Annotated in this window: 14 protein-coding genes; 6 read left to right on the plus strand and 8 right to left on the minus strand. The window is 34.3% G+C overall.

Translation table 11 applies throughout. The features are described from left to right. Positions 1 to 276: 276 nt before the first annotated feature. The 6 genes from HNP25_RS05005 to HNP25_RS05030 all read left to right on the plus strand — a co-directional run bounded on the left by HNP25_RS05005 (position 277) and on the right by HNP25_RS05030 (position 9,503). Positions 277 to 2,616, plus strand: coding sequence for a TonB-dependent receptor (locus HNP25_RS05005; RefSeq protein ID WP_221432406.1), 2,340 nt, complete (start codon positions 277 to 279; stop codon positions 2,614 to 2,616). Between the two features lie 155 nt (positions 2,617 to 2,771). Continuing rightward, positions 2,772 to 3,338 carry a DUF4348 domain-containing protein gene (locus tag HNP25_RS05010; protein ID WP_221432407.1) on the plus strand — a complete coding sequence of 189 codons (567 nt, stop codon included), beginning with the start codon at positions 2,772 to 2,774 and terminating at the stop codon, positions 3,336 to 3,338. Positions 3,339 to 3,449: 111 nt separating this feature from the next. Further along, positions 3,450 to 5,906, plus strand: coding sequence for a bifunctional aspartate kinase/homoserine dehydrogenase I (gene thrA / locus HNP25_RS05015; protein WP_184131220.1), 2,457 nt, complete (start codon positions 3,450 to 3,452; stop codon positions 5,904 to 5,906). 21 nt (positions 5,907 to 5,927) lie between these two features. After that, entirely contained in the window at positions 5,928 to 7,832 is a 1,905-nt protein-coding gene (locus HNP25_RS05020; RefSeq protein WP_184131223.1) for an AlbA family DNA-binding domain-containing protein, read from the plus strand. A 27-nt stretch (positions 7,833 to 7,859) separates the two neighbouring features. Then, positions 7,860 to 8,795, plus strand: coding sequence for a homoserine kinase (locus tag HNP25_RS05025; protein WP_184131226.1), 936 nt, complete (start codon positions 7,860 to 7,862; stop codon positions 8,793 to 8,795). Positions 8,796 to 8,918: 123 nt separating this feature from the next. After that, a complete protein-coding gene (locus HNP25_RS05030; RefSeq protein WP_184131229.1) occupies positions 8,919 to 9,503 on the plus strand; it encodes a Uma2 family endonuclease in 585 nt (194 codons plus the stop codon). A 68-nt stretch (positions 9,504 to 9,571) separates the two neighbouring features. On the opposite strand, the gene HNP25_RS05035 is transcribed toward HNP25_RS05030, so the two are convergent. The 8 genes from HNP25_RS05035 to HNP25_RS05070 form a co-directional block, all read right to left on the minus strand. Next, positions 9,572 to 11,317 (minus strand): OmpL47-type beta-barrel domain-containing protein, encoded by a 1,746-nt coding sequence (locus HNP25_RS05035; RefSeq protein ID WP_184131232.1) that lies wholly within the window; start codon positions 11,315 to 11,317, stop codon positions 9,572 to 9,574. Beyond that, on the minus strand, positions 11,307 to 13,079 hold the full coding sequence (locus HNP25_RS05040) for a tetratricopeptide repeat-containing sensor histidine kinase (RefSeq protein ID WP_184131235.1): 1,773 nt from the start codon (positions 13,077 to 13,079) through the stop codon (positions 11,307 to 11,309). The genes HNP25_RS05035 and HNP25_RS05040 overlap by 11 nt, the downstream gene beginning before the upstream one ends. 396 nt (positions 13,080 to 13,475) lie before the next feature. Continuing rightward, positions 13,476 to 15,338 (minus strand): glycoside hydrolase family 13 protein, encoded by a 1,863-nt coding sequence (locus HNP25_RS05045; RefSeq protein ID WP_184131239.1) that lies wholly within the window; start codon positions 15,336 to 15,338, stop codon positions 13,476 to 13,478. Positions 15,339 to 15,416: 78 nt separating this feature from the next. Continuing rightward, on the minus strand, positions 15,417 to 16,736 hold the full coding sequence (locus HNP25_RS05050; RefSeq protein WP_184131242.1) for a SusE domain-containing protein: 1,320 nt from the start codon (positions 16,734 to 16,736) through the stop codon (positions 15,417 to 15,419). A 154-nt stretch (positions 16,737 to 16,890) separates the two neighbouring features. Next, positions 16,891 to 18,435, minus strand: a complete 1,545-nt coding sequence (locus HNP25_RS05055; RefSeq protein ID WP_184131245.1) for a RagB/SusD family nutrient uptake outer membrane protein — start codon at positions 18,433 to 18,435, stop codon at positions 16,891 to 16,893. A gap of 13 nt (positions 18,436 to 18,448) precedes the next feature. Then, entirely contained in the window at positions 18,449 to 21,793 is a 3,345-nt protein-coding gene (locus HNP25_RS05060; RefSeq protein ID WP_229202794.1) for a SusC/RagA family TonB-linked outer membrane protein, read from the minus strand. Between the two features lie 338 nt (positions 21,794 to 22,131). Then, a complete protein-coding gene (locus HNP25_RS05065; RefSeq protein ID WP_184131249.1) occupies positions 22,132 to 23,151 on the minus strand; it encodes a FecR family protein in 1,020 nt (339 codons plus the stop codon). 36 nt (positions 23,152 to 23,187) lie between these two features. Continuing rightward, positions 23,188 to 23,844, minus strand: coding sequence for an RNA polymerase sigma-70 factor (locus tag HNP25_RS05070; protein ID WP_184131252.1), 657 nt, complete (start codon positions 23,842 to 23,844; stop codon positions 23,188 to 23,190). Positions 23,845 to 23,977 lie beyond the last annotated feature (133 nt).

The raw sequence follows: 23,977 nt of genomic DNA on the forward strand, positions 1-23,977 counted from the left end.
TGATTTTATGAGAATTATTAAAGGTTGTTTAAATTCAGTCTAAATAAAATTGTCTATTTGTTTGTAATTAGTCTAAATAGTCAATAATTTTGTCACGTTAATAAATCATTTTAAGGATGTACCAAAGCATTAAAGTAAGACTATTTAATCAATGTTTAATATCCTCAAGGTAATTCAAGAATAATCCATTTATCAATATATTTTTAATTAAGTACTTAGAATTAGTCCAAATAAAATAATAAAATGAAAAAATCTATTCAAAGTTTCTGCTTAATAATGCTATTTTTAATTACTGGAAGTGCCTTTACTTTTGCCCAAACTGGGAGTATCAAAGGTAAAGTGACTGATAAAAGTGGTGAACCTATCCAATTTGTAAATATTATTATCAAGGATGCAAAGCAAGGAACAATCTCAAATGAAGACGGTGAGTTTTTGCTTAAAAATGTTAAAACTGGCGAAGCAACGCTTATTATGCAATTTGTAGGGTTAAAAACCTTAGAAAGTAAAGTAAATGTGAAAGCTGGTGCAGTAAGTGAAGTTAATTTTGCTTTAGAACAAGGTTCAAACGAATTATCTGAAGTAACTGTAATGGGAGTACAGTCTGCTAATGAGAAAACGGTAACAATCGGTAAAATTGCCATTAAACCAATGGATTTGCCACAAGCTGTTGCCACAATTGATAGAACAGTGTTGGAACGCCAACAAGTTTTGCGTTTAAGTGATGCCTTGATGAATGCAAACGGAGTATATATCATGGGTAGCACAGGAGGTTATCAAGAAGAAATTGCGGGTCGTGGTTTTGCTTTTGGTAGTTCAAATACTTTCAAGAATGGTGCTAGATATTTTAATGGTACTTTACCAGAAATGTCTTCTATCGAAAAAGTAGAAATCATGAAAGGAAGTACTGCCATTTTATTTGGTAACGTAGCCGCTGGTGGTATTTTGAATTTGGTCACTAAAAAGCCAAAATTTGAATCAGGTGGTTCGGTTTCTATGCGTTTAGGTTCTTATGATTTTTATAAGCCAACAGTTGATTTATACGGTTCGGTACTTGGTAGTAAAAAAGTTGCGTATCGTATTAATGGTACTTATGAAAAAGGAAATAGCTTCCGTGAAAATGTAAATTCAGAAAGAGTATATGTCAATCCTTCTTTGTTGTTCAAATTGAGTGATAAAACGGAAATTATTTTGGAAGGTGATTATATGAAAGACCGCAGAACGGCTGATTTTGGAATTGGAGCTATCAATTATGTAATTACAAATTTACCTCGTGAGAAATTTATTGGAGTAAAATGGTCTTATTTCGATATTAAACAACAATCAGCTAATCTAACTATCAATCACCAATTAAGTAATAACTGGAAAATTTCTGGAACAGGTGCTTACAGAGCTTATCAAAGTGAATTATTTGCTTCAACTCGTCCAACAACGATTGCGGCCGATGGAAGATTAGTGAGAAGTATCCAACGTTCGGAAGTGAATGAAAAATATTTCATGGGTCAGGTTGATTTAACAGGTCAGTTTAAAACAGGAAAAATCGGACATAATGTATTGATTGGTTCAGATGTGGATAGCTACAACACTAAAACTACTTCATTTACTTCTGCTGTTTATGATACAATCAATGTTTTCAGCTCAGAAATTATCGACAAACGTAGCGATAGACCAACTTTGGCGGTGAATACAATTACTACAGCCCCAGTAAATCGTGTAGGAGTTTATGCACAAGACTTGGTAAGTATTTCAGATAAATTCAAATTTTTGGCAGGAGTACGTTACAGTTATCAAGAAACAAAAAGTTCTGTATTAACGGTTAGAACAAATGCAACGACTGAGTCGTCAACGTATGATGATGCTTTCTCACCACGTTTAGGTTTGGTGTATCAGCCGAATAAGAAAATGGCATTCTTCAGTAGTTACTCAAATTCGTTTACTTTGAATACTGGTGTTGATATTTACGGAACAGCCTTGAAACCATCATTGATTGACCAAGTTGAATTAGGAATGAAAAATGAATTGTTCAATGGTTTACTTTCTGCAAATGTTACCGTTTACCAAATCAAAAACAGTAATTTGGCTCAAACAGCTTTGGTTGACAAAGATGGAAAAGCCAACAGTAATGCAAATATCAGAGAGTTAGCAGGTGAAGTAACAAGCCAAGGAGTAGAAGTGGATTTGAAAAGTAAACCTTTCCTAGGGTTTTCATTATTAGCAGGTTATAGCTATAACGAAACAAAATATACTGCAAGTAATATTTATATTGTTGGAAGTTTGTTGAGATATAATCCAAATCATACAGCAAATGCAAGTATCTATTATACTTTCTCAGATACAAAATTAAAAGGCTTGAATCTTGGTTTAACAGCGATGTATTTCGGCGAAAGAGTAGCGGGACGTTCAACTAGATTAACCGTTGCCAACGATGCTTTCAAATTGATTCCAGTAAATGCTTACACACAAATTGACGCAAGTATTGGCTACAATTTCAGAAAGTATTCTCTAAGAGGAAAAGTATCCAACATTTTAAACGAAATGAGCTATAATGTTCATGACGATAACTCAGTAAATCCTATCGCACCAAGAATGGTTTCTTTGACTGTAGCGTATAAATGGTAGTCCGTAAAAGTAAAGGTTTATTAGAAAAGCTTCGCATTTGATGTGAAGCTTTTTCTTTTATGTAGCATAGAAAACGAGTAAAGTGACTTAGAAAACTTGCTTTGTAGGTTAGAATGTGGGGAGTGTTTCAATAAAATTATAATTGTTGAGGAGGATTGTTTGTAGTATTTTGGGTTGAGGGGATGAAATTGGTATCTTTGCTTTTGGGAAATTTAATAATTCGAAATAGTTTAATTATGTGGAGATTTCCAAGTGATAGATATTTGAAAGAGAATGGTTTGGATACTCCTTTGGAGATATTCGTTCAAACACCTCTAAAATGGGTTGTTATTATTTTGGGGCTGATAATGTTTAGTGTATTCTATTTCTACAGTAAAACCCTAAGCACGAATGATGATTTTAATACATTTTTCAATAAGTTTTATGTTGATTCAACGCTGCAAATGAATAATGTAAAGTTTCCTTTGAAAAATATTTCAACTAATGGTACTATCAATTATATTTCTAAACAAGCTTGGAAAGAGTTAGGAGATTACAACCTGATTGTAGATTCCCAAAATAACGTTAAAGAGTTTTTGAAAGTAGATTATGTAAAACAAGATAGCGTGAATGTTATTTTTGAACTCAATCTAAAAAACATCGATGCAAGAGTTTTATATAAATTTAAGAAGATAGATAATAAGTGGTTTTTAATAGAAGTAGAAGATAAATCAAAAAAATAATTTCTCCAGAGGTATATTTAGCGAATAATACAATAAAACATAATAAATAAAACCTGCTGTTGTAAAGCAGATAATCTAAGCGAGAATAGGGGAAACCTATTCAGAAACAAAATGAAAGTATTAAAATTTGGAGGAACTTCTTGTGGTACTATTGAAAGTATCAAAGCGGTGTTAGGTATCATCAAAGGCAAACAAGCTAAAGGTGAACAAGTTGCAGCAGTTTTTTCAGCAATGGGTGGTGTTACCAACCAATTATTGAAAGCGGGAGATTTAGCGTCGGTAGGAGATACCACTTACTTTGACTTAATTAAAGAGATTGAAGACCGTCATTTCACAGTTGTACGTGCATTAATTGACGTAAAAGCACAGTCGAAAGTATTTGCCAACATTCGTACCATCATTAATGAATTAGAAGATTTACTGAAAGGTGTTTCTTTGATTCGTGAAATCTCAGCTCGAACATCCGACTTAATTGTGAGTTTCGGGGAAAGACTTTCAACGACATTGATTTACGAAATCCTTCATGCACAAGGTGTAGATTGTCAGTTTTTAGATGCCAGAAAAGTAATCAGAACTGATGCTCATTTTGGCATGGCAGCCGTGAATTTTGAAGTAACCAATCGTCAGATTCAAGAGCATTTTGCTAAAACAAAATCGCTTCAATTGATTACAGGCTTTATTGGTTCAACAGAAAAAGGAGAAACAACAACATTAGGTCGTGGAGGTTCTGATTATACAGGTTCGATTTTCGGTGCAGCATTAGATGCCCAAGAAATTGAAATCTGGACAGACGTAGATGGCATGATGACAGCCGACCCACGTAAAGTGAAAAATGCTTTTACCATTCCGACGATTACTTATGCGGAGGCGATGGAATTGACGCACTTTGGGGCAAAAGTGATTTATCCACCATCATTACAACCAGCTTTTACCAAAAATATCCCGATTAGGGTTCTCAATACATTCAATACAGATTTTGTAGGAACAGTCGTAAACCGAAGTGCCGAAACATCTGAATACATTATCACAGGTATCAGTTCAATTGATAATTTGGCTTTAGTCAACTTACAAGGTTCGGGGATGATTGGTGTGGCTGGGGTTTCAGCAAAACTATTTACCGTTTTAGCAAAACATAAAATTTCGGTGATTTTGATTTCTCAAGCATCATCCGAACACTCTATTTGTTTTGCGATTGAACCATCAGCTTCTGCCTCTGTAAAAGCAATTTTAGAAGAAGAATTCAAAGCAGAAATTGCCGATGGCGATGTAGAAGGCATTGATATTCAAGAAAATCTTTCAGTAATTGCCGTAGTAGGAGAGGGAATGCGTCGTCATACAGGCGTAAGTGGTAAATTGTTCTCAGTTTTAGGGAAAAATGGTATCAATATCGTTGCCACAGCACAAGGTTCGTCAGAGCTAAATATTTCTGTGGTAATTGAAAAGAAAGATATTTCAAAAGCACTGAATGTAATTCACGATTCTTTCTTCTTCTCGCAAGCCAAAACCTTGAACCTTTTCTTAGTAGGAACAGGTTTGATTGGAAAAGCATTATTAGAACAATTACAAGGACAAGAAAATTATCTTTCAAAGTATAAAGCCTTGAAAATTAATTTAGTAGGCGTGATGAATTCTAAGAAAATGCTGATTGATGCACAAGGAATTCCGATGGAAAACTGGGAGGAAGAACGTGATGCAAAAGGAAAACCAGCAGAAATTTGGGCATTTGTAGAAGAAGCAAAACGTTTGAATTTGCCAAATTCTGTTTTTGCAGATTGTACAGCGAATAAAGAAATTCATAATTATTACTTAGGACTTTTTGAGGCGAATATTTCGGTAGTAACACCAAACAAAGTAGCCAATTCTGGTCGTTACGAAGACTACGCTTTACTTCACCGCACAGCTTTGAAAAAAGGAGTGAAGTTCTTGTACGAAACCAACGTGGGAGCAGGTTTGCCAGTTATCAATACTTTACAAGGCTTGATTGCTTCCGGCGATAGATTTGAGAAAATAGAAGGTGTCCTTTCAGGAACTTTATCTTATATTTTTAATAACTTTAAAGCAGGCGTAAAATTTGCCGACATCGTTCGTGAAGCCAAAGTAAAAGGTTATACAGAACCAGACCCACGAGAAGATTTAAGTGGGATGGACGTAGCCAGAAAGATTTTGATTTTAGGACGTGAAATCGGTTTACGTCTTGAACCAGAAGATGTAGAAATCTTAAAATTATTGCCAGAAAATTGCGAAAAAGCCCCAACCGTTGAAGATTTCTTCAACGAATTAGAAGTATCAAATAGCTATTTTGAAGCGATGGTCAACGAAGCCGAAGCCAAAGGCGAAGTATTAAGATTTATTGCTACTTTAGAAAATAATAAAATTACGATTGGCGTAAGAAGTATCGGAAAAACTCATCCATTCTATATGATGGATGGTGCCGACAACGTGATTTCATTCACGACAAAACGTTATCATGACCGACCGTTGGTCATCAAAGGCCCAGGAGCAGGAGCAGAAGTAACCGCTTCGGGTGTATTTGCTGATATTGTGGCGATGGGGAGTTATTTGGCGTAAATAATTATAATCAGATGTCCCATGAGTTCAATAGAGAAAACATTACGAATATTAGAAGACTGTGTTATAAATCAATCGTATGTTGATGTAGAAACGGATAGGTTTGAATTGAAAAACTTATCTACTAGTCACAATTGGACAGAATTGTATAAGACCGTTTGTGCTTTTTTGAATACGAATGGAGGTATAATTGTTTTAGGGATAAAAGATAAAGTTAATACAAAAGATAAGTCGAAAAAGCATTATGAATTTAATGGCTTTAATTATGATAATGAGGCTAAGTTAAAAGAGATTTATAAAAAATTTACTAATGCCAAAGGTGAATCGTTGAATTTAGGGTCATATTTTCCATCACCTGAAATTAGAAGTTTTCATACGGGTAATATTGCCTTAGTTTTTGTGGAAAAATTATCAGAGGAGGATAAGTACGTGTATTTTGAAGGAAGTGCTTATAAACGTGTACTTACTGGGGATCATGTTGTTAGTCAAGATGACATTATTTTGCGTGACGAACTAAAGCAAGAATTGATAAATGCCCAAGAGCTTGCAGTCGTTGAGAATGCTTCATTAAAGTTACTTAATATTGATAAGCTTAATCAGTATATATTAAAGTTGAATCGAGGAAAGCAAGTTGAAACTTTAAAGCCAGATTTAGAAAAAGCATTACCTTTTTTAAATAGAAAGTCATTTGTACGAGAAGAAAAACCTACATTATTAGGAATGCTTGTATGTGGTGATTACGTTGAGGATTATATTCAAGGTAAATGCGAAATGGATTGTTATGTTGATTCTCCAATAGCGGTTGCTCAAAATAAACAAGTTCTTCGTGACAATATTATAGCATTAATGGAAGAAAGTATAGGGTTTGTCTATAAAAATATTCAAGTTGGTGTTAGTCGAAAAAATGGGGGTACTGCATTGCCAGAATATCCAGAATCATTGATAGAGGAAACCATTAATAATGCACTTGCACATCGAGATTACAAAAGTAGCCGTTTTGGGATTATTGAGATTAAACCGAATGAAAGTATCATGATTCAAAATCCTGGAACTTTCCGCCAGAAGCAACTTATTAATATAGATACAGAACATGGGAAAATACGACGAATTATTCCTATTCAAGTTGCCCGAAATCCTAAACTGACAGACTTACTGAAAAGCTTTGATCGGTGGGAGGGAAAAGGAAAAGGGCTTGCTTCTTTAACAGATGCCTGCTTGGAGAACACGATTGATTTACCATATTACACCTTGATGATTGACGAAATAAAACTATTCATTCCAAAAGGTAAAATATATGATGATACAATGGAACTTTGGTTGAATAGTTTTTCTGGTTTTATTTATAAACAGTATAGAAGAAATCTTAGTGATGAGGAGAAAGTGATAATGAGCTATTTCTATAAATCAGAAAAACAAAATAGACTTGGACATTACACAGTTTTACTAACAACTGATAATAATCATAAAAATATAATTGCAGACTTAGAGGATAGAGGGCTATTATTTAAGAATGCTGAAAGTCCTCCACTATATCCTGTTTATCTAGTGCATAGAACCTTAATGAAAAGTGATTTTGAAGAGGATCTCCAAACAGTTTTAGGAAGTTCTTTTTCTGTACTAGCAGCTGATTATCGAAAAGTTCTTGTTGCAATTTACCGTCATAATATGTATGCACAATTAGAAGAGGTCGTTAGTGCTAATAGTATCGGTAATTTCATCTATTTACAAGACTTTAAGATTATTCAAGATGTTGGGCATTTTGAATCCTATAAACGAAAGGTGAGAAATATTTTTAATCAATTGGAAAATAAAGGGTTTATAATAAGGAAAGACGGGAAAAGAAAAGAAGAAGGAGGGAAGCCTGATTTCAAAATTAATTTTGACTATCAGAATAATCAATCGGATAATCCAACATTATTCTTCTAGTTTGCTTTAAGAATGTAAGACAAACAAATGACAAATTCAATAAAAGTATTTGCCCCAGCTACGGTAGCAAATGTGGCTTGTGGTTTTGATATTTTCGGTTTTGCGGTTGATAATCCGGGTGACGAAATTATATTAAGAAAATCAGACACAAAAGGTGTCAAAATTTTAAAAATTGAGGGTGACGAAGGTCGTTTGCCTTTGGCAGCTGAGAAGAATACGGCTGGTATTGCCATCATTAAGTTTTTGGAAGCTATTGGCGAAACTGGTCAAGGTTTTGAGATGGAGCTTAAAAAGTTGATGCCTCTTGGCTCTGGTTTGGGTTCATCGGCGGCTTCGGCGGTGGCTGGTGTTTTCGCAGCTAATGAATTATTGGGAAAACCTTTGGCTCAAAAAGATTTATTACCCTTCGCCATGGAAGGTGAATTTATCGCTTGTGGTTCGGCTCATGCGGATAATGTTGGACCAAGTTTGATGGGTGGTTTTGTGGTAATTCGTTCTTATGACCCGCTGGATGTTATTCAATTGCGTACTCCAAAAGAACTTTATGCGACCATTGTCCATCCACACATAGAAGTAAATACCAAAGACGCTCGTAATATTTTGAAAAGAGAAATTTCTTTGAAAAATACCATTACTCAGATGGGAAATGTTGCAGGTTTGGTCGCTGGATTTATGTTGCCCGACTATGATTTAATTTCAAGAAGTTTAGTCGATGTTATTATTGAACCAATTCGCTCGATTTTAATTCCGCAGTTTGATGATGTAAAAAATGCTGCATTAGAAAACGGAGCTTTGGGCTGCTCTATTTCTGGTTCAGGACCTTCGATGTTTGCTTTGTCGAAAGATTTATTTACTGCCAATAGAGTGGGTAAAGCCATGCAAGATGGTTTTGCAAAAGTTGGTATTGGTTCAGAATGTTATGTTTCTGGTATTAATCAAGCGGGGCCTGTTGTATTAGGTTAGACTTGCTATTTTCAGTACAAATCATTAATTTAGTTTATGAGTTTAAAGTTTAGAGAATTTTCTCCCATTAACTTTATACTCATAAACTTTTTTGTTTTCAAATCATTTTATCTTAAATCTACCATGAGCGATTTAGTAGAAGTTTCAGCACGAATATATAGCGTTGAAGAGTATTTCGAAATCGAAAATCACTCAGAAATCCGTCACGAATTTGAAGATGGAATATTAATTCCTATGCCTGGAGAAACTTTAGATGCCAATGAAATTGCTGGCAATATTTCAGCAACCTTACGCAAAGAATTACGGAAAAAAGGTTTTCGTATCTTTACTCATGATGTACGGACAATTGTTCATGAAAGAAGGATTTACCGTTATCCCGATTTAGTTATTACTGCATCTAATACAGTGAAAGATATTCGTCATGTAACCGAACCTGTACTGATAGTTGAAGTACTTTCTGAAAGTACAGAGGAGGTTGATAGAAATAAGAAGTTCAGACAATATACTGCTTTGTCATCGCTTCAATATTATTTAATGGTTCATCAGGACACTGCTTTGGTAGAATTTTATCGTCGTAAAGATGATTCTTCAACCTTTGAATTTAATTTCATAGACCAACAAAATGATAAAATTGAATTCCCATTATTTGATACTTCTATTACTTTAGAAGATATTTATGAAGGTATTCAGTTTAGTTCAGCAGAGTAATAAAAGATAAACATAAAAAAGCCCTTCTCAATCATTGAAAAGGGCTTTTATGTTTATAAAACTAACAATTATTTACCAGTCATAAAGGTAACTTCTTTGAATGATTGATTTCCTAAATAATCTGTTCCTGTAATTTTAACTTGATATTTTGTATTGGCTTTGAATCCATTAATGGTGTTCAGATAGATTTTTGGAGCTTGTCCATTAATACTATAAGTAATTGATTTTAAGCCCGCCATTGTATCTGTTCCAGCCAAAGTGAAACCAACACTTGATGGATAGATTTCAACGCCTTGTTTAGTGGTATTGATACTACCAACAGTAAAGAAGTTGAAAAGTTCTGGTCCTTCAATATCACTTACGAATACAAACGAAGCGACATTTCGGTTATTTACATTATCATAACCAAAGTATTCAAATTTATGAACACCTTTTTCCGTCATCTTGATTGGTTTTGTATATTCATTTTCAATTAGCTTTCCATCAAAACTATAAGTGATTTTTTGTAAACCAGATTCTGGGTCGGTCGCTTTCAATTGAATAAAGTTATTTGGGCCAAGTAACATGGTGTCTCTTCTTGTTACGATATCGCCAATGATTTCATGTTGAAGATTTGGCCCTGTCAAATCGACATATACTTTACTTACATTGTGTTTGAATTCTTCATAACCAACGCCAGCTAAACTGGTAGTTTGGTTGTTTAAATTATCTATCGAATAGTATCTGATGTTATGAATTCCTGAAATACTTGGTAAGTAAAACGGATTAGCATAACTCACAAATGGTTGATTGTCTATCGAATATTTTACTTCTTTTACACCAACTTTATTGTCGATAGCTGTTAATTTAAGTTTGGTTTTTCCAGAGAAATAAATCGTATTATTAGCGATATATCTGTCGCCAAGAATATCTGTCGCCATCAAAGGTGAACTCTTATCTAAGAAGAAATCAAATCTTTTTTCCTTTTCCTGATTATTTACATTATCTGTCGAATAGTAAAACAAAGTATGTTTTCCTTCTGGAAGAAATACAAAAGGAATGCTTTTACCATCATAAGGTTGCAAAGCTCCATCATCAAATTTGTAGAAAGTACCTTTTAATCCTGAAATACTATCTTCGGTGTTGAAGTATAATTTACTGGTAAAAGAGATAGCTTTATCGTCGGTAATTCCATTTACATTCAAATTGGTGAAAGGTGGAGTATTATCAACAGTAAAGCTTTCTTGTTGCATCTGACTAGCGTTTCCTACATTATCTGTAGCATAATACTTCAATACATAGTCACCCTGAGTTGATAATTTCTTTTCAGATTTATATACTTCAAAAGGACTGTTGTTAATTGTGTAAAATACAGTTTCTACGCCACTAGTTTTATCGCTCGCCAATAAATTGAAATTTACAAAAGGTCCAAAAAATACTTTTCCAGAAGGATTTACATATTTTTTTGAACCATTGAATAAAGTAATACCAGTTTCGGGAGCTATGCCATCGGCATAAATTTCTAGTTTTACTTCTTGTGGAGGCTCAACAGTTGCTTTAGTTTCTGGGTCAACGGCATTTTTTGAGCGAATATAATTTACTCCTTCAGTATCTAAGTAAAACGGAACAGAATACTTTTGATTGGGAGATTTATTCAATAATTCCTCGGCATGGTCGGGCGTGGTTGAAACCCAAATATATACAGGCAATTTTTTGTTCCAATACAATTTACCAGAAGTAGTGTCGGTATAATGTTTAGGTTTACTAGTTTGTGCTATGCTGGCAAAAGTCAAAATAGCCAAAGTCATCGTTGTGAAAATGTTTTTAAGCATCATGTTTTTTATTCAAGGTTACGGTAATAGTGGTTCCTATATTTAATTCACTGGCTACTTTAAGTTTTCCTCCGCAAATTTTAATGAAATCATTGCAAAGTACTAAGCCTAATCCAGTCCCTTTTTCGTTGTTAGTGCCATAAGTTGATTTATTACTTTTTAAGTTAAATAAAGTATTTACTTTTTCTTCGCTCATGCCTACGCCACTGTCTATTACAACTACTTCTACTTTTTCTGTATCAGTATTTGGATTTATTTGAACTTTAATAATTCCCTTTTTCTTGGTGAATTTAATGGCATTTTGTATTAAGTTTCTGAAAACAATTTTGGTCATTTCGAGGTCAGATGATGCCTTTAAATCTGTCGGAATTTCATTGATGATTGAAATTTCTTTTCCTTCTGCCAAACGCTGTAATAATTTAATGTTTTCATCAACTAAATCAAAGACATTTACTTCCTGAATCTTAGGTTTTAGCTCAGACATTTGGGTTTTTGCCCAGTTTAGTAAATTATCTAGAATTGTTGAAATTTGGGCATTTCCACTTTTAAGTTGGCTTAAAATATCTTTTAAATCTTCAGGTATTTCATCATAGTAATCTTCTTCAATAATTTCAAAAAAGCTTTGGAGCGAAGCAATTGGTCCACGCAAATCATGAGCAATAATCGAAAATATTTTATTTTTTACATCATTAGAAATCGTAAGTTGTTCTTTTTGTGCAGCAATTGCAAGGTTTTGTTGGTGTAATTGTTGGTTCTGGACTTTAATTTTTCTGCTATTCAAATACACGATAGTGGCAACAATCAATACAAAAAATGTAATAATTCCAGCAATGATATAAACGTAGCTTTTTTCTTTCTCTAATACTAAATTTTTGGCTTCTGCTACTTCAGCATTAACTTTTTCAAGTAGTAAATCACGTTTTTGCAATCCAACTATCATTTCAGCATTGGTTAAATCCTGATAAAGATTGATGTTTTTTTGTTTTTCACTTAGAAGTGCTTTGCCGTTTTCTTTAAGTTTTATTTCGTTTTTTTCAAGCTCCAATTCTTTCGTTTTGGCGATTGATTCTGCCAACTGTTTTTTCAAACTCTCAGATTCTAAATCACTCGCTATTTTTTTTACTTCTTTTTTCTTTAGCTCGTCATAAAATGTTTTGTACAAGGTAAAGTACTTCAGCGATTCATCAACGTTTCCTAATTTTTCGTAGGTTTCACTGAGCATCGCATAGGTACTTGCCATTTGTTTAATATCGTTCAGTTCCCGAGCTAGATTTAACGCTTCTTGTAAATCATTGATAGAAAGATTGTATTTTTTGATATTATTATAAGCAACCGAGCGGTTAATTAAAGAAGAAATAATACTGTAAGGTTCTTTTTGTGACCTACGTGCAGCTAAAGTTTGTGTAAAGTGATAAAGTGCTTTTTCATAATCTTCAGTATCAGCGTAGAGCATTCCTAAATTGTTATGAATCATGGCCGTGCCATTTCTATTTTCGATGTTTATATTCAGTTTTAAACTTTTTTCGTAGAAAGAAATGGCTCTTTTATATTGATTGTAATTCCAATAAATAAAACCAATTTCGTTCATCATTCTGGATGCTTCCTTGTAATTATTAGCACTCAAAAAGTTATCATATTGTGATTGATATTGTAATACTCTTCCTGAATCTGTTCGGGTCAAAGGCAATACTTGTGCTTTCAACTGAAAGTTTATCAAAAGTGTGATGAGTAATAAAAGGTAATTTTTTTTTTGGATTATGTACATTTGGATAATGTCGAATATAAAAAGGGTAATAAAAAGTAAAAGTTATCTTGAAATGTATTGACAAATCTATCAAATACTCTACCATTTATTAATTGATTATATATTTTTTTAAAAATAAATTGCCGAGGTGCTGTAAATCATTTAAAAAGTATTGTGGCTTTACTGCTGAAAGCCAATTCAGTACTTAGTCTTAAACAAAAGAAAGATTACAAAGATAAATGAAAAAATGGCAAAAGTGCAGAAGTATGTCAATGTGTTTGCCTTGATTTTCAGGGAGAAAAATTTTAGACAATGAATGCGGAATAAGTTGATTGAAGCTCTGAAGATGCTGTTTGGATAAACTACACTGTTGTTTTTGTCATTGGCTAAACAAGAGTGTAGTTTAATAATTATCGTTTACTTTTCAGTAATTTCTAAAATAAGTGGATTGTTGGGAGGAACATTCAAACTACCTTTTACTTCAAATGTTTGGTTACTTAGAATATCTTTGGCGATGAAATTATCTTTCAAAATTTCCTTGAATTTACCCATTTCTAAGGTTTTAGATTCTTTGTTTTTATTCAAAATAACCATGATTTTTTGCTTGTCGTTATACCTAAACTGAACATAAAATCCATTCGCAGGAGCAAAATGTTTTAATTTTCCTGAATGAATTACAGGTGTATTTTTTCGCCATTTCAATAAAGTACTCACAAAATTTTTGGCTTCGATTTCTGCCTTACTCATACCCATTTCTGTAAAAACGTTTTTACTATCATCAGCCCAACCGCCAGGCATATCACCTCTAATTTCTCCGTGTTCATCACTTTTTGGATTAGTCATTAAAATTTCTGTTCCATAATAAATTTGCGGAATACCTCTTGTAGTGAGTAAAAATGCCATTCCATTTTTAAACTTGCTGTAGTCTTCATGAAGTTGAGTAAAGAAACGACTCATGTCATGATTATCAGGAAATATCATTAAATCATTCGGATTTGCATACACAAAGTCATTTGCCACGGTTTGATACAATTTGGTAAAACCTTGATTCCACACTTTTTCGTCTGTATTCAGCGCTTCAATCAAAGCGGCATTTACGGGGAAATCCATTAATGTTCTTAGATAAGAAACATAACCATTTTTGTTTACTTTTCCTTTTTGCCAAGCCGCAACAATACTTGGATTTAACGACCATTCTTCGCCAACTATATTGAAATTTGGATACTCTTGTTCCATTCTTTTACTCCAAACACTCATGAAATTTTTGTCTGGATATGGCCAAGTATCCATTCTAATGCCACCTAAATCGGCATATTCAACCCACCAAATAGAGTTCTGAATCAGGTAATTTGCCATAAATGGATTTCGTTGATTCAAATCGGGCATAGTAGAATCAAACCAGCCGTCGCTGTGCGAAGTAATATCATATTCCGCAGCGTAAGGGTCATGAAGGCTTTCTCGACGGTGAGTAGAGTAAATCGTTTTTGGGCTGACTTGAAAATTTATCCAATCTTTAGTAGGAAAATCTTTCATCCACCAATGTTCTGAACCACAATGGTTCAGCACCATGTCCATTACCAGTTTTATTCCATGTTTTTTTGCCTCTTTCGACAATCTTACATAGTCATCATTTGTTCCAAAACGAGCATCAATTTTACTGAAATTTGTAATGGCATAACCGTGATAGGATGTTTTGGGTTGATTGTTTTCTACTAAAGGATTTATCCAAAGTGCTGTCATCCCCAGATTTTGGATATAATCTAAATGTTGGATTATTCCTTCAATATCACCTCCATGTCTGCCCGTCAAACCTTTTCGGTTAAGAGAGTCTTTGAAATTGGCAACATTGTCATTTTGAGGATTTCCATTAGCGAAACGGTCGGGAGTAATCATATACAACACATCGCTGCTGTTAAAACCGATTCTGTCAGCAGATTTATTTTGTCTTTTTAGTAAAGAATAATGATGAGTAAAAGTTTCTTTTTTATTGTTTTCAAAGATGATTTTCACTTCACCAGCTTGTGTTTCTGGAGCAATCAGAAGGTCGATAAATAAGTAATTTGGATTTTCTACTTTATTTACTTTTTTGATAGAAACACCTTTATAATTGATTTTAGGAGAAAAGTCTGCAATATTTTTCCTATGAACTAATAATTGTAGATTAGGATTTTTCATACCTACCCACCAATTTAAAGGTTCAATATGTTGAATTTTTTCTTGTGCAAAAACCGAAATTTGCATAAAAAAAAGACAGCTTAAAAGTTGAAATATCTTTTTCATAGAATTTGTCTATTGAATAGTTAAAAAAAATCTGCATGAGCAAAGCTATGCAGATTTAAGAAATAAATTTATTATGAATTATTTTACTTTGGTTGCTTTGTAAGTTGGGTTGGCAGCATCTTTTAAATTAATTTCGAAATCATAAGTACCAGCTGTTGCAATAAAGTTTTCGCCTCCTAATTTCAAAGCACCACTTGTTCCAATTGCTTGTGCCGAAGCGGCTGTAGTGCCATAATTTGTTCCCCAATCATCATTCAAACGGAATTTGAATTGATCTGCTTTAAGTACCACACCTTTTAAAACCCAAGTTTCAGTACTTAAATCATAAGTAAACTTTTGGTCTGGCTTGTCGCCCCAACCAGTAGCCGTAGCAGCACCTACTATTCCTAAAGGAACATATTTTGTGATGGTATAAGTCAGTTTTTTGAAATCTACCGTGACAAGGTATTTACCTTTTTTCACAACAATGTTATCTCCACCATCTTTCAAAACACCGCCAGTTCCACCAAAATTTGTACCCCAATCATTGTCTTTACGGATTTTAATTTCTCCGTCAATTAAATCGACAACGCCTGTCCAAAGGTCAACTGTTGGGTCGTAACTTAAAGGTAAATCTGGCGTTGCTCCCCAATTATTAGCTGCACTTCCTACGATTCCCCAAGCATATTTTTCGATTTTATAAGTCAACGCAACAGGATTTAACGTGATTTTGTAAGTACCCGCTTTTACCGCAATATTGTTACCACCAGTGCTTAAAATACCATCAGTTCCACCAAGATTTACAGTCCAATCGTTATTTTGGCGGAATTTGATTTCTCCGTCAATCAAAGTAACATAAGCCACCAAAGTATTAACTACATCGGTTTTGTAGAAAGGCAAATCTGGTGTTGCACCCCAGTTGTTGGCTGCACTTCCTACTACGCCCCAAGTCGTACTTAGGTCTAATTTTGCAGAATATGGCGTTGCTTTTAAAGTACTCATTGTAGAACTCAACATCGTTGACGCTCCTAATGATGATTGTACTCTAATATCTACATCATTTGCAGTTCCGGGCAGAAAGCCAAAGCCCAATAAAATAGCATTAAGCTCTGAGGCTTTGAATACTTTTTTGAGTTCAGTTCCAGTAACAACGTTTACCGCTTTTGTAAAGTCTCCACCTTTTTTATCAATTAAAATGGTATAAGAAGGAGCAGCAGCAAAGCCATAATTTGGTTTTTCCCAAGATACAGTAAGTACTTCTGTATCAGCTTTTTCTTTATCTAAAACAAGGTTGCTTGAAGATAAATTTACAACAGGAACAGCACTAGCATCTAGCATTGCCATTTCCTCGTCTTTTTTACATCCCAAAGCCAGTACGAAAACAAGGCTTAACAGGAATATTTTTTGTATTGTTTTCATCGTTTGATTAATGTTATTTATCTGATTTTTTTGCTTTAGGCTGTAAGCTGTAGGCGATAGGCAATTATTCTAAAACCTTCAGCTTTTATCTTACTTATAAGAAATAGACTATTTATTTTATAGCCTAAAGCTTACAGCCTATTGCCTACAGCTTTTAGTATCCAGTATTTTGCTTCAAAGTTGGGTTAGCGATGATGTCGCCAGATGCCAATGGGAATAAATTACGGAATGATTCTACGTCTTTTCCTTCTTTTATGCCACCTTTCCAAGCCCAATTATAACCAGAAGTAAATTTGCCAAAACGAATTAAGTCTGTACGGCGATGTCCTTCCCAGAATAATTCACGACCTCTTTCATTCAGTAAATCATTCAAGGTAAGATTTGATAAATTGCCAGCACCAGCACGAGTACGAAGCTGATTAACTAAGTTTAAAGCCAAAGTATTATCGCCAGAACCACCACGAGTAACGGCTTCTGAATAAGTTAAATATGCTTCGGCTAAACGAAATAATGGAAAATCTGTATCTGCAAATTGTGCATTTTTACCTTTTACGCCAGCACTTGTTAAGTTAGAAAACTTCGTTACAGCATATCCGTTTTCGAAGGTACTGAACTCATCAATTTCTAATTGCTGACCATTTGTATAGAAAAGTGCTCTTTTATCGGCTTTATCGTCGAAGAGATTGACCAATTGTTTAGTTGTACGGAAACCAGCCCATTTTTGTTCAGTACCATAATCCGCAGGATTCATCGCACCACCAATTGAGCCATTAATTGCCAAGGTAGTCACTCCATAAGTTTGCGTTTCATTTCCATCGAAATTGATGCTGAAAATGATTTCTTTAGAAGTATTATTATCCGCCAAGAAATTAGTTTTATAATTGCTTGCCAAAGTATAACCTGCATCAATTACTTTTTTAGCTGTTGCTGCTGCTTCTGTGTATTTCTTTTGTCCGATATATACTTCTGCATTCAAATAAAGTTTCGCTAAAGTCATCCAAGCGGCAGCTTTGTCTGCTCTGCCATACTCGTTAGTTTTTGGGGCAGGCAATTCGCTATCTAAAGCCAATAATTCAGATTCTACGTAGGCAAATAATTCTGCACGAGTAGCCTGTTTTGGCAAAGTAGCACCTACTTGTTCGTTTTCTGTAATCAGTGGTACATTTCCGTATAAATCAATCGCATGAGCATAAGCCAATGCACGCAAAAAACGAGCTTCTGCACGATAATTTTTAATGTCCTGAGAATTTGCTACTCCACGACTACTCAATTTCGCTTCTGTAGTCTCACGTAAAAATTCATTTGAAACGGCTACTTGAAACAAAATACGAGAATAAAAAGCTGCCGTAAATGAATTAGAAGCCGTCCAGTTCATAGCATGTAAATCTGGTACGCCTGGGTCATTCCATCTACAAACTAATTCGTCGGTTGTGAATTCTTGCAAGTACCAATAAGCACGCATATAACTTTGCGAACCACCGTCGTATCCTTTTAAATCCACATCGTTGTCGCCATTTTTCAAACCAGATGCCGCCAAACCTGCGTACATTTTGGCTAAGATAAGTTTATAATTTGCAGGATCTTTATAGACTAATTCTGATACTTCGCCAACATAAGGCACGGTATCTAAATCTTTGCATGAATTCAATGAAAAACAAAGAATTGCTGCGGTTAATACGTTTTTAAATATATGTTTCATGATGATTTCCTGATTAAAAATTAACATTTAAGCCCAAAGAATAAGTACGTGGACGTGGATACACTTGGTTGCCAATGCCGTCTCTTAATTCTGGATCTAATCCTTTGTAATTGGTGATTACAAATACATTTTGTACGATAAATGATAATTGTGCTCTTACATTTTTGATTTTGATTAAATCGCTTAGATTGTAGCCTAAATTGATATTGTCCATTCTCAAGAATGAAGCATTTTGTACATAATAATCTGACATACGAGTTTCTACCGTTCCTGTTTTGAAACCTGTTTCCAATATATTGGTCGATAAATTACTGTTGAAGCCTGAGTTGAATAAGTTAGAATAAACACCTCTGTTCGAGAAAATGTTGTTGTAAGCATAATTGCCAACATTCGAACGCAATACAAAACCGAAGCTTGCTTTTTTGTAAGTCATTTGTGAAGTAAAACCAAATAAATAATCTGGTGCTGCTCCTTTATAACGGTAACGGTCTAAATCTGTAATTTTTCCGTCGCCATTCAAATCTTCAAAAACGCCTTCTAATGGTTTTCCGTTGGCATCATAAACTTGCTTATAAACAAAAAAAGCATTTGGAACATAGCCTGTTGAATGTACTTGGATACTGTTTCCAGTTCCGCCTTCAATACCACCTACTTGTACACCCACATAAGTCGGATTGTCAACTTTAGTTAAAGCTGTAATTTTTCTTTGATTATAAGTAAAGTTGGCACTTACATCCCAATTGAAGTTTTCTGTTAAAATAGGAGAGTAGTTTACAATTACTTCAACGCCTTTTGTTTCTAATGATCCTACGTTGGTTACTACTTTATTACTAAAGTTTGTTCCAGCAGCCACGTCGATTTCGTTAATTAAATCAGAAGTAAGTTTTCTGTATAAATCAATACTTCCTGAGATACGAGATTTTTTCAAGCCAAAGTCTAAACCAATATTGGTTGAAGCCGTTTGTTCCCATTTGATGTTAGGGTCATAAGCATTCGGACGAAGTAAAGTGTAAAAAGTATTACCAATTTGGTATTTGATTCCTTGGCTTGGCGTATAAGCATTTAAGTACGGATAATCACCTGAAGAAATATCTTGCTGACCAGTAATACCCCAACCTAAACGAAGTTTTAAATCAGAAAAAGTCTGACTGTCTTTGAATTCGTTATTGATTTTCCAAGCTAAAGCCGCAGATGGGAATGTACCCCAACGATTATTTTCTGCAAAACGAGAAGAACCATCACGACGAAGCGTAAATGTTGCTAAATACTTGTCTGCCAATGAGTAATTCACACGACCGAAGTACGATAACAAAGCATAATCTGTTTTGAAGTATGATTTTGTACTTGGCACTGTTGGATTTCCGAAAGTTGTTCCACTTTCTTCGTCTCTAACAAAACCTTGATTCTCAACACCAGCCATTACATTAATGTTTTGGTTTGAAAATTCTTTCACATAATTCAAATAAAACTGATTGGTAAAGTTGTTTCTGCTTTGTGTATAATAACCATTTGAACCATTATTGGTAAATAAATTGGCAGAAATTAAGTTTGAAGCAGATTCTTTTCCATCAGTACTCGAACGGTCGATACCCAAATTCCAGTTTGCTTTTAAGGCAGGCAAGAACGGAAATTTGTAATCAAACTGAACGTTGGCGATGATACGGTTCACTGTTGCTTTATTACTTTTTAAATTCAATAAAGCTAAAGGGTTTGATGGTGCCAGTGACACAATATTGCCATTACTTTCTAACCAATTGAAATAGCCACCATAGGTTTGATTTTCTACGTAAACAGGCTGTGTTGGGTCAAAGCCGATGGCTGTACCAATTGCACCCTCGTCAGCGAAATTACTTTTTGTCGATGATGCCTTTACATTCACATCAATTTTCAAACTGTTATTGAACAACATCGGACTGATTCCGAATGAACCAGAAGTTCTTTCTAAACCTGAAGTTAATAAAATACCATTTTGATTAGTATGCCCAACAGAAACACGATAAGGAATGTCTTTCAACACACCAGTGATGCTTAAATTGTTATCATTACTATAGGCTGTACGGAAAATTTGGTCTTGCCAATTGGTATTAGCTGTTCCCAGTAACGCTTTTTGCGATTCTGTTCCTCTTGCATTTACGATTTCTCTGAATTGATCGCCAGTTAATACTTCAACATTTTTAGTTTTTACACCAGCCGAGAACATTGAACTGAAATTCACATTGAATTTATCTTTCTTCGTTCCTTTTTTGGTCGTAATAATAATTACACCGTTTGAAGCACGAGAACCATAAATTGCAGTAGCTGACGCATCTTTCAATACGTTAAACGATTCAATATCATTTGGGTTAATAAAACTCAACGGATTGGCCGAACCTTTTACTTCTGCATTGTCTAAAGGTACTCCATCAATCACGATAAGTGGGTCGTTACTTGCACTTAATGACGAACCTCCACGAATACGAATCTGACTAGCAGAACCTGGTGCTCCACCGTTTGAAGTAATTTGTACACCAGCCAGTTTACCCGTAATTAATTGTTCAGGCGTAGCAATATTTCCTTTCACAAAGTCTGCTGAAGTGATACTTGTTATTGAGCCCGTTAAATCTTTCTTCTTCTGACTACCATAACCAACAACTACTACTTCTGTCAAGGTTTTTAAATCTTCTGCCAAAGTAATATTGATAGAAGTTTTATTGCCAACTGTAATTTCTTGGGGAAGAAAACCAATGAAAGTAACTACCAAAACAGCTTTGTCATCTGCGACATTGATAGAGAATTCTCCGTTTGTGTTGGTTGTAACACCTCTTGTAGTACCTTTAATGGACACAGAAGCACCTGGAAGTGGACTTCCTTTGTCATCAACTACTTTTCCCGTAACGGTTTGTTCGGCGGTAGCAGTTGTGTTTACTTCTGAAATCGTATTGTTTTCCTTGAAATCATTTCCTTCTAAACCAGACGGAGTATTTTTTTCATTTGAAGTAACTTTTGGCTGCGTACTGCCTTCTAACTTTTTTCCAATAATTAAGTAAGTATTCTTACGAACTTTCTTGAACGATAAGCCATTGGGTGCTAATAATGCCTCCAGTGATTTTTCTAAATCTTTACTTGTACGAACACTTTCTTGTAAAACAGAAATACCTGTTAATGTTTTTTCTTCAAAAAGAATATCAACATTGAATTGATTTTTTAATGAAAGAATGGCATCTCGTAACTTCATGGTTGAAGAAGTTTCGGCACTTCTTTCAACTTTTGGCTTGTTTTGGGCATAAGCCAAAGCTTGCGCAGATAATGGATGGGGTAGGTAACAAAATGCAGTGACCATTCCTCCGATTACCGTTAATCGAAATAATCGTTTTTTCATGTGTTTTTAAAAATGTTGGTTAATGGAAATTATATTTGAAAGATTGTTTTTTGTTTAGTTGTGAATTAGTGATTGTTCTGTTTAATTGTGATTTAGTGATTTTAAATTTTCCCAAAATCCTTTAGTCTTGTTTCTTTAATCTTGTTTCTTTTGTCTAAAACTCTTCTAGTCTTAAAGTCTTCCAGTTCTCAAATTTAAAATCCTCTAGTCTTATGTTTCCCATCTTGTTTCTTTTGTCCTAAAGTCCTAAAGTCATCCAGTCTAAAATCCTCTAGTCTTGTGTCTTCCATCTTGCCTCTTTTGTCTTCCAGTCTTAAAGTCCTCAAGTCTCAAAAAAACTACTCATAAACTTCAGAAAGAACCACTGTTCCATCTTCATTTTTTTGATATTGTAAACCGAGTAATTCCTGTAAAATAGCAATCAAATCATCCGCTTTATCGGCACTGAAAGTGCCAGTTACAGTTCTATTGGCTAATTCTTCCGAATTGATTTTAATTTGAACGCCAAAAGTTTCAGCAATTTGATAAGATATTTCTTCGAGTGAAGTATCATCAAAAACAAAGCGATGTGCCTTCCAAGCAGTATAAGAATTTACATTTTTTACGGTTTTAATTGCTGTTTTACCAGTTTTATCTAATGAAACCAAATCACCAGGTTTCATCATAACCGAACGTTTTGTAATACCATTCAGGAAATTCACTTTCACTTTTCCTTTACTCAAAACTACTTTTGAACCTCGATTTCTGGCAAACACGCTGAACTCTGTTCCTAAAACTTCTACTTCTAGTTTTTGTGAAGTTCTTACGATAAATCGTTGATTATTAGTTTTATGCTTTACCGAAAAAGCTGCTTCGCCGTCCAAAAAAACTTCTCTAACGGCTTCGTTTCCAAAATTGAAACGTTTGTACTTGAGTGAAGAGTTGGCATTTAGTGTTACTTTACTTCCATCAGGTAAGTCAATAGATTGTGTTTCGCCATAGGCTGTATGATAATTTTGATAAATCAATTGGTCTTTTTGAAAGTACAAGGTAAAGCCAGAAACTAACAAAATCACTGCAGCACTTGTCCACTTAAACCAAGATAATTGCCAAATATTTTTTTCAATAATTATTTTTTCGTCAATACTTGTTTCAAGGTCGTTGATGGTTTCCGAAGCTATTTTTTGAAAAAAAAACGCTTTAGCACTTTCTTTATCAGCCATTATTTGTGGAAAATCATTTTCATAATCTTCTAGCCATCGGTAATATATTTCTTGGTTCTCAGGATTTAGTAGCCAATCTGCAATCATTTTCTTTTGCAAGGGGCTTGTTCTTCCTGCGAAGTGTTCAAATAAGATATTTTTACTCAGTGTTGTCATGTGGATAATAGTTTATAAAATAGCGTTTAGAGGTTGTTAAAGAAATAAGGTTAATATCAAACTGAATAATGAAGGATTATTCAGCACAACGTCTCTTAGATGTACTAGTGCTTTGTTGATGTGTGCTTCAATGGTTTTTGTGGCTAATTGTAATTCGTCGGCAATTTCCTTGTACTTTTTCCCTTCAAAACGATTCATCAGGAAAACCTTTTGGCATTGCGGAGGCAATTGAGCAATGGCTTGTTCTATCTGTTTTTGTAAATCATCATAGAACAACATTTGGTCGGGTGAAACATTTGATTCAGGAAATTGTAAATCAGTATTTTCGAAAGACTGATTATGATTGCCTTGCTCTTGTTGTAAATACAAAAAGCAACGATTGCGAACAGAAGTAAATAAATACGCTCTGAAAGAAGTAGTGATATTTAAATAAACTTGGTTTTTCCAGATGTTATAGAAAATCTCTCCGATAATGTCTTCGGCCACATCTTTGGCATAAACAAACCTTACAGCATGGCTGCAAAGCGGTTTATAATAGCGATTGTAGAGTAATTCAAAACCTTTTTTGGGGTCTTCAATGAAGGCCTGCTTGATAAAGAATTCATCATCCATAACTTTTCCAGACTCAGGCGTATGAAAGGCCTGAGTTTTTGGGAAGTTATTTGTTGACTCAGATGATATATTTTCTAACATAATTTTAAATGATAAATTCTTGAGATTGTTGATGAAGTGTATTTTAATTGTATAATTATCTATCAAAATAATTCAATTAAGAGCATAGACAAAAAAAAGGGTTCACACCCTTAGTTAAGTTCAATAAAAAGTA

The sequence above is a fragment of the Arcicella rosea genome, from assembly GCF_014204325.1.
GTDB lineage: Bacteria > Bacteroidota > Bacteroidia > Cytophagales > Spirosomataceae > Arcicella > Arcicella rosea_A.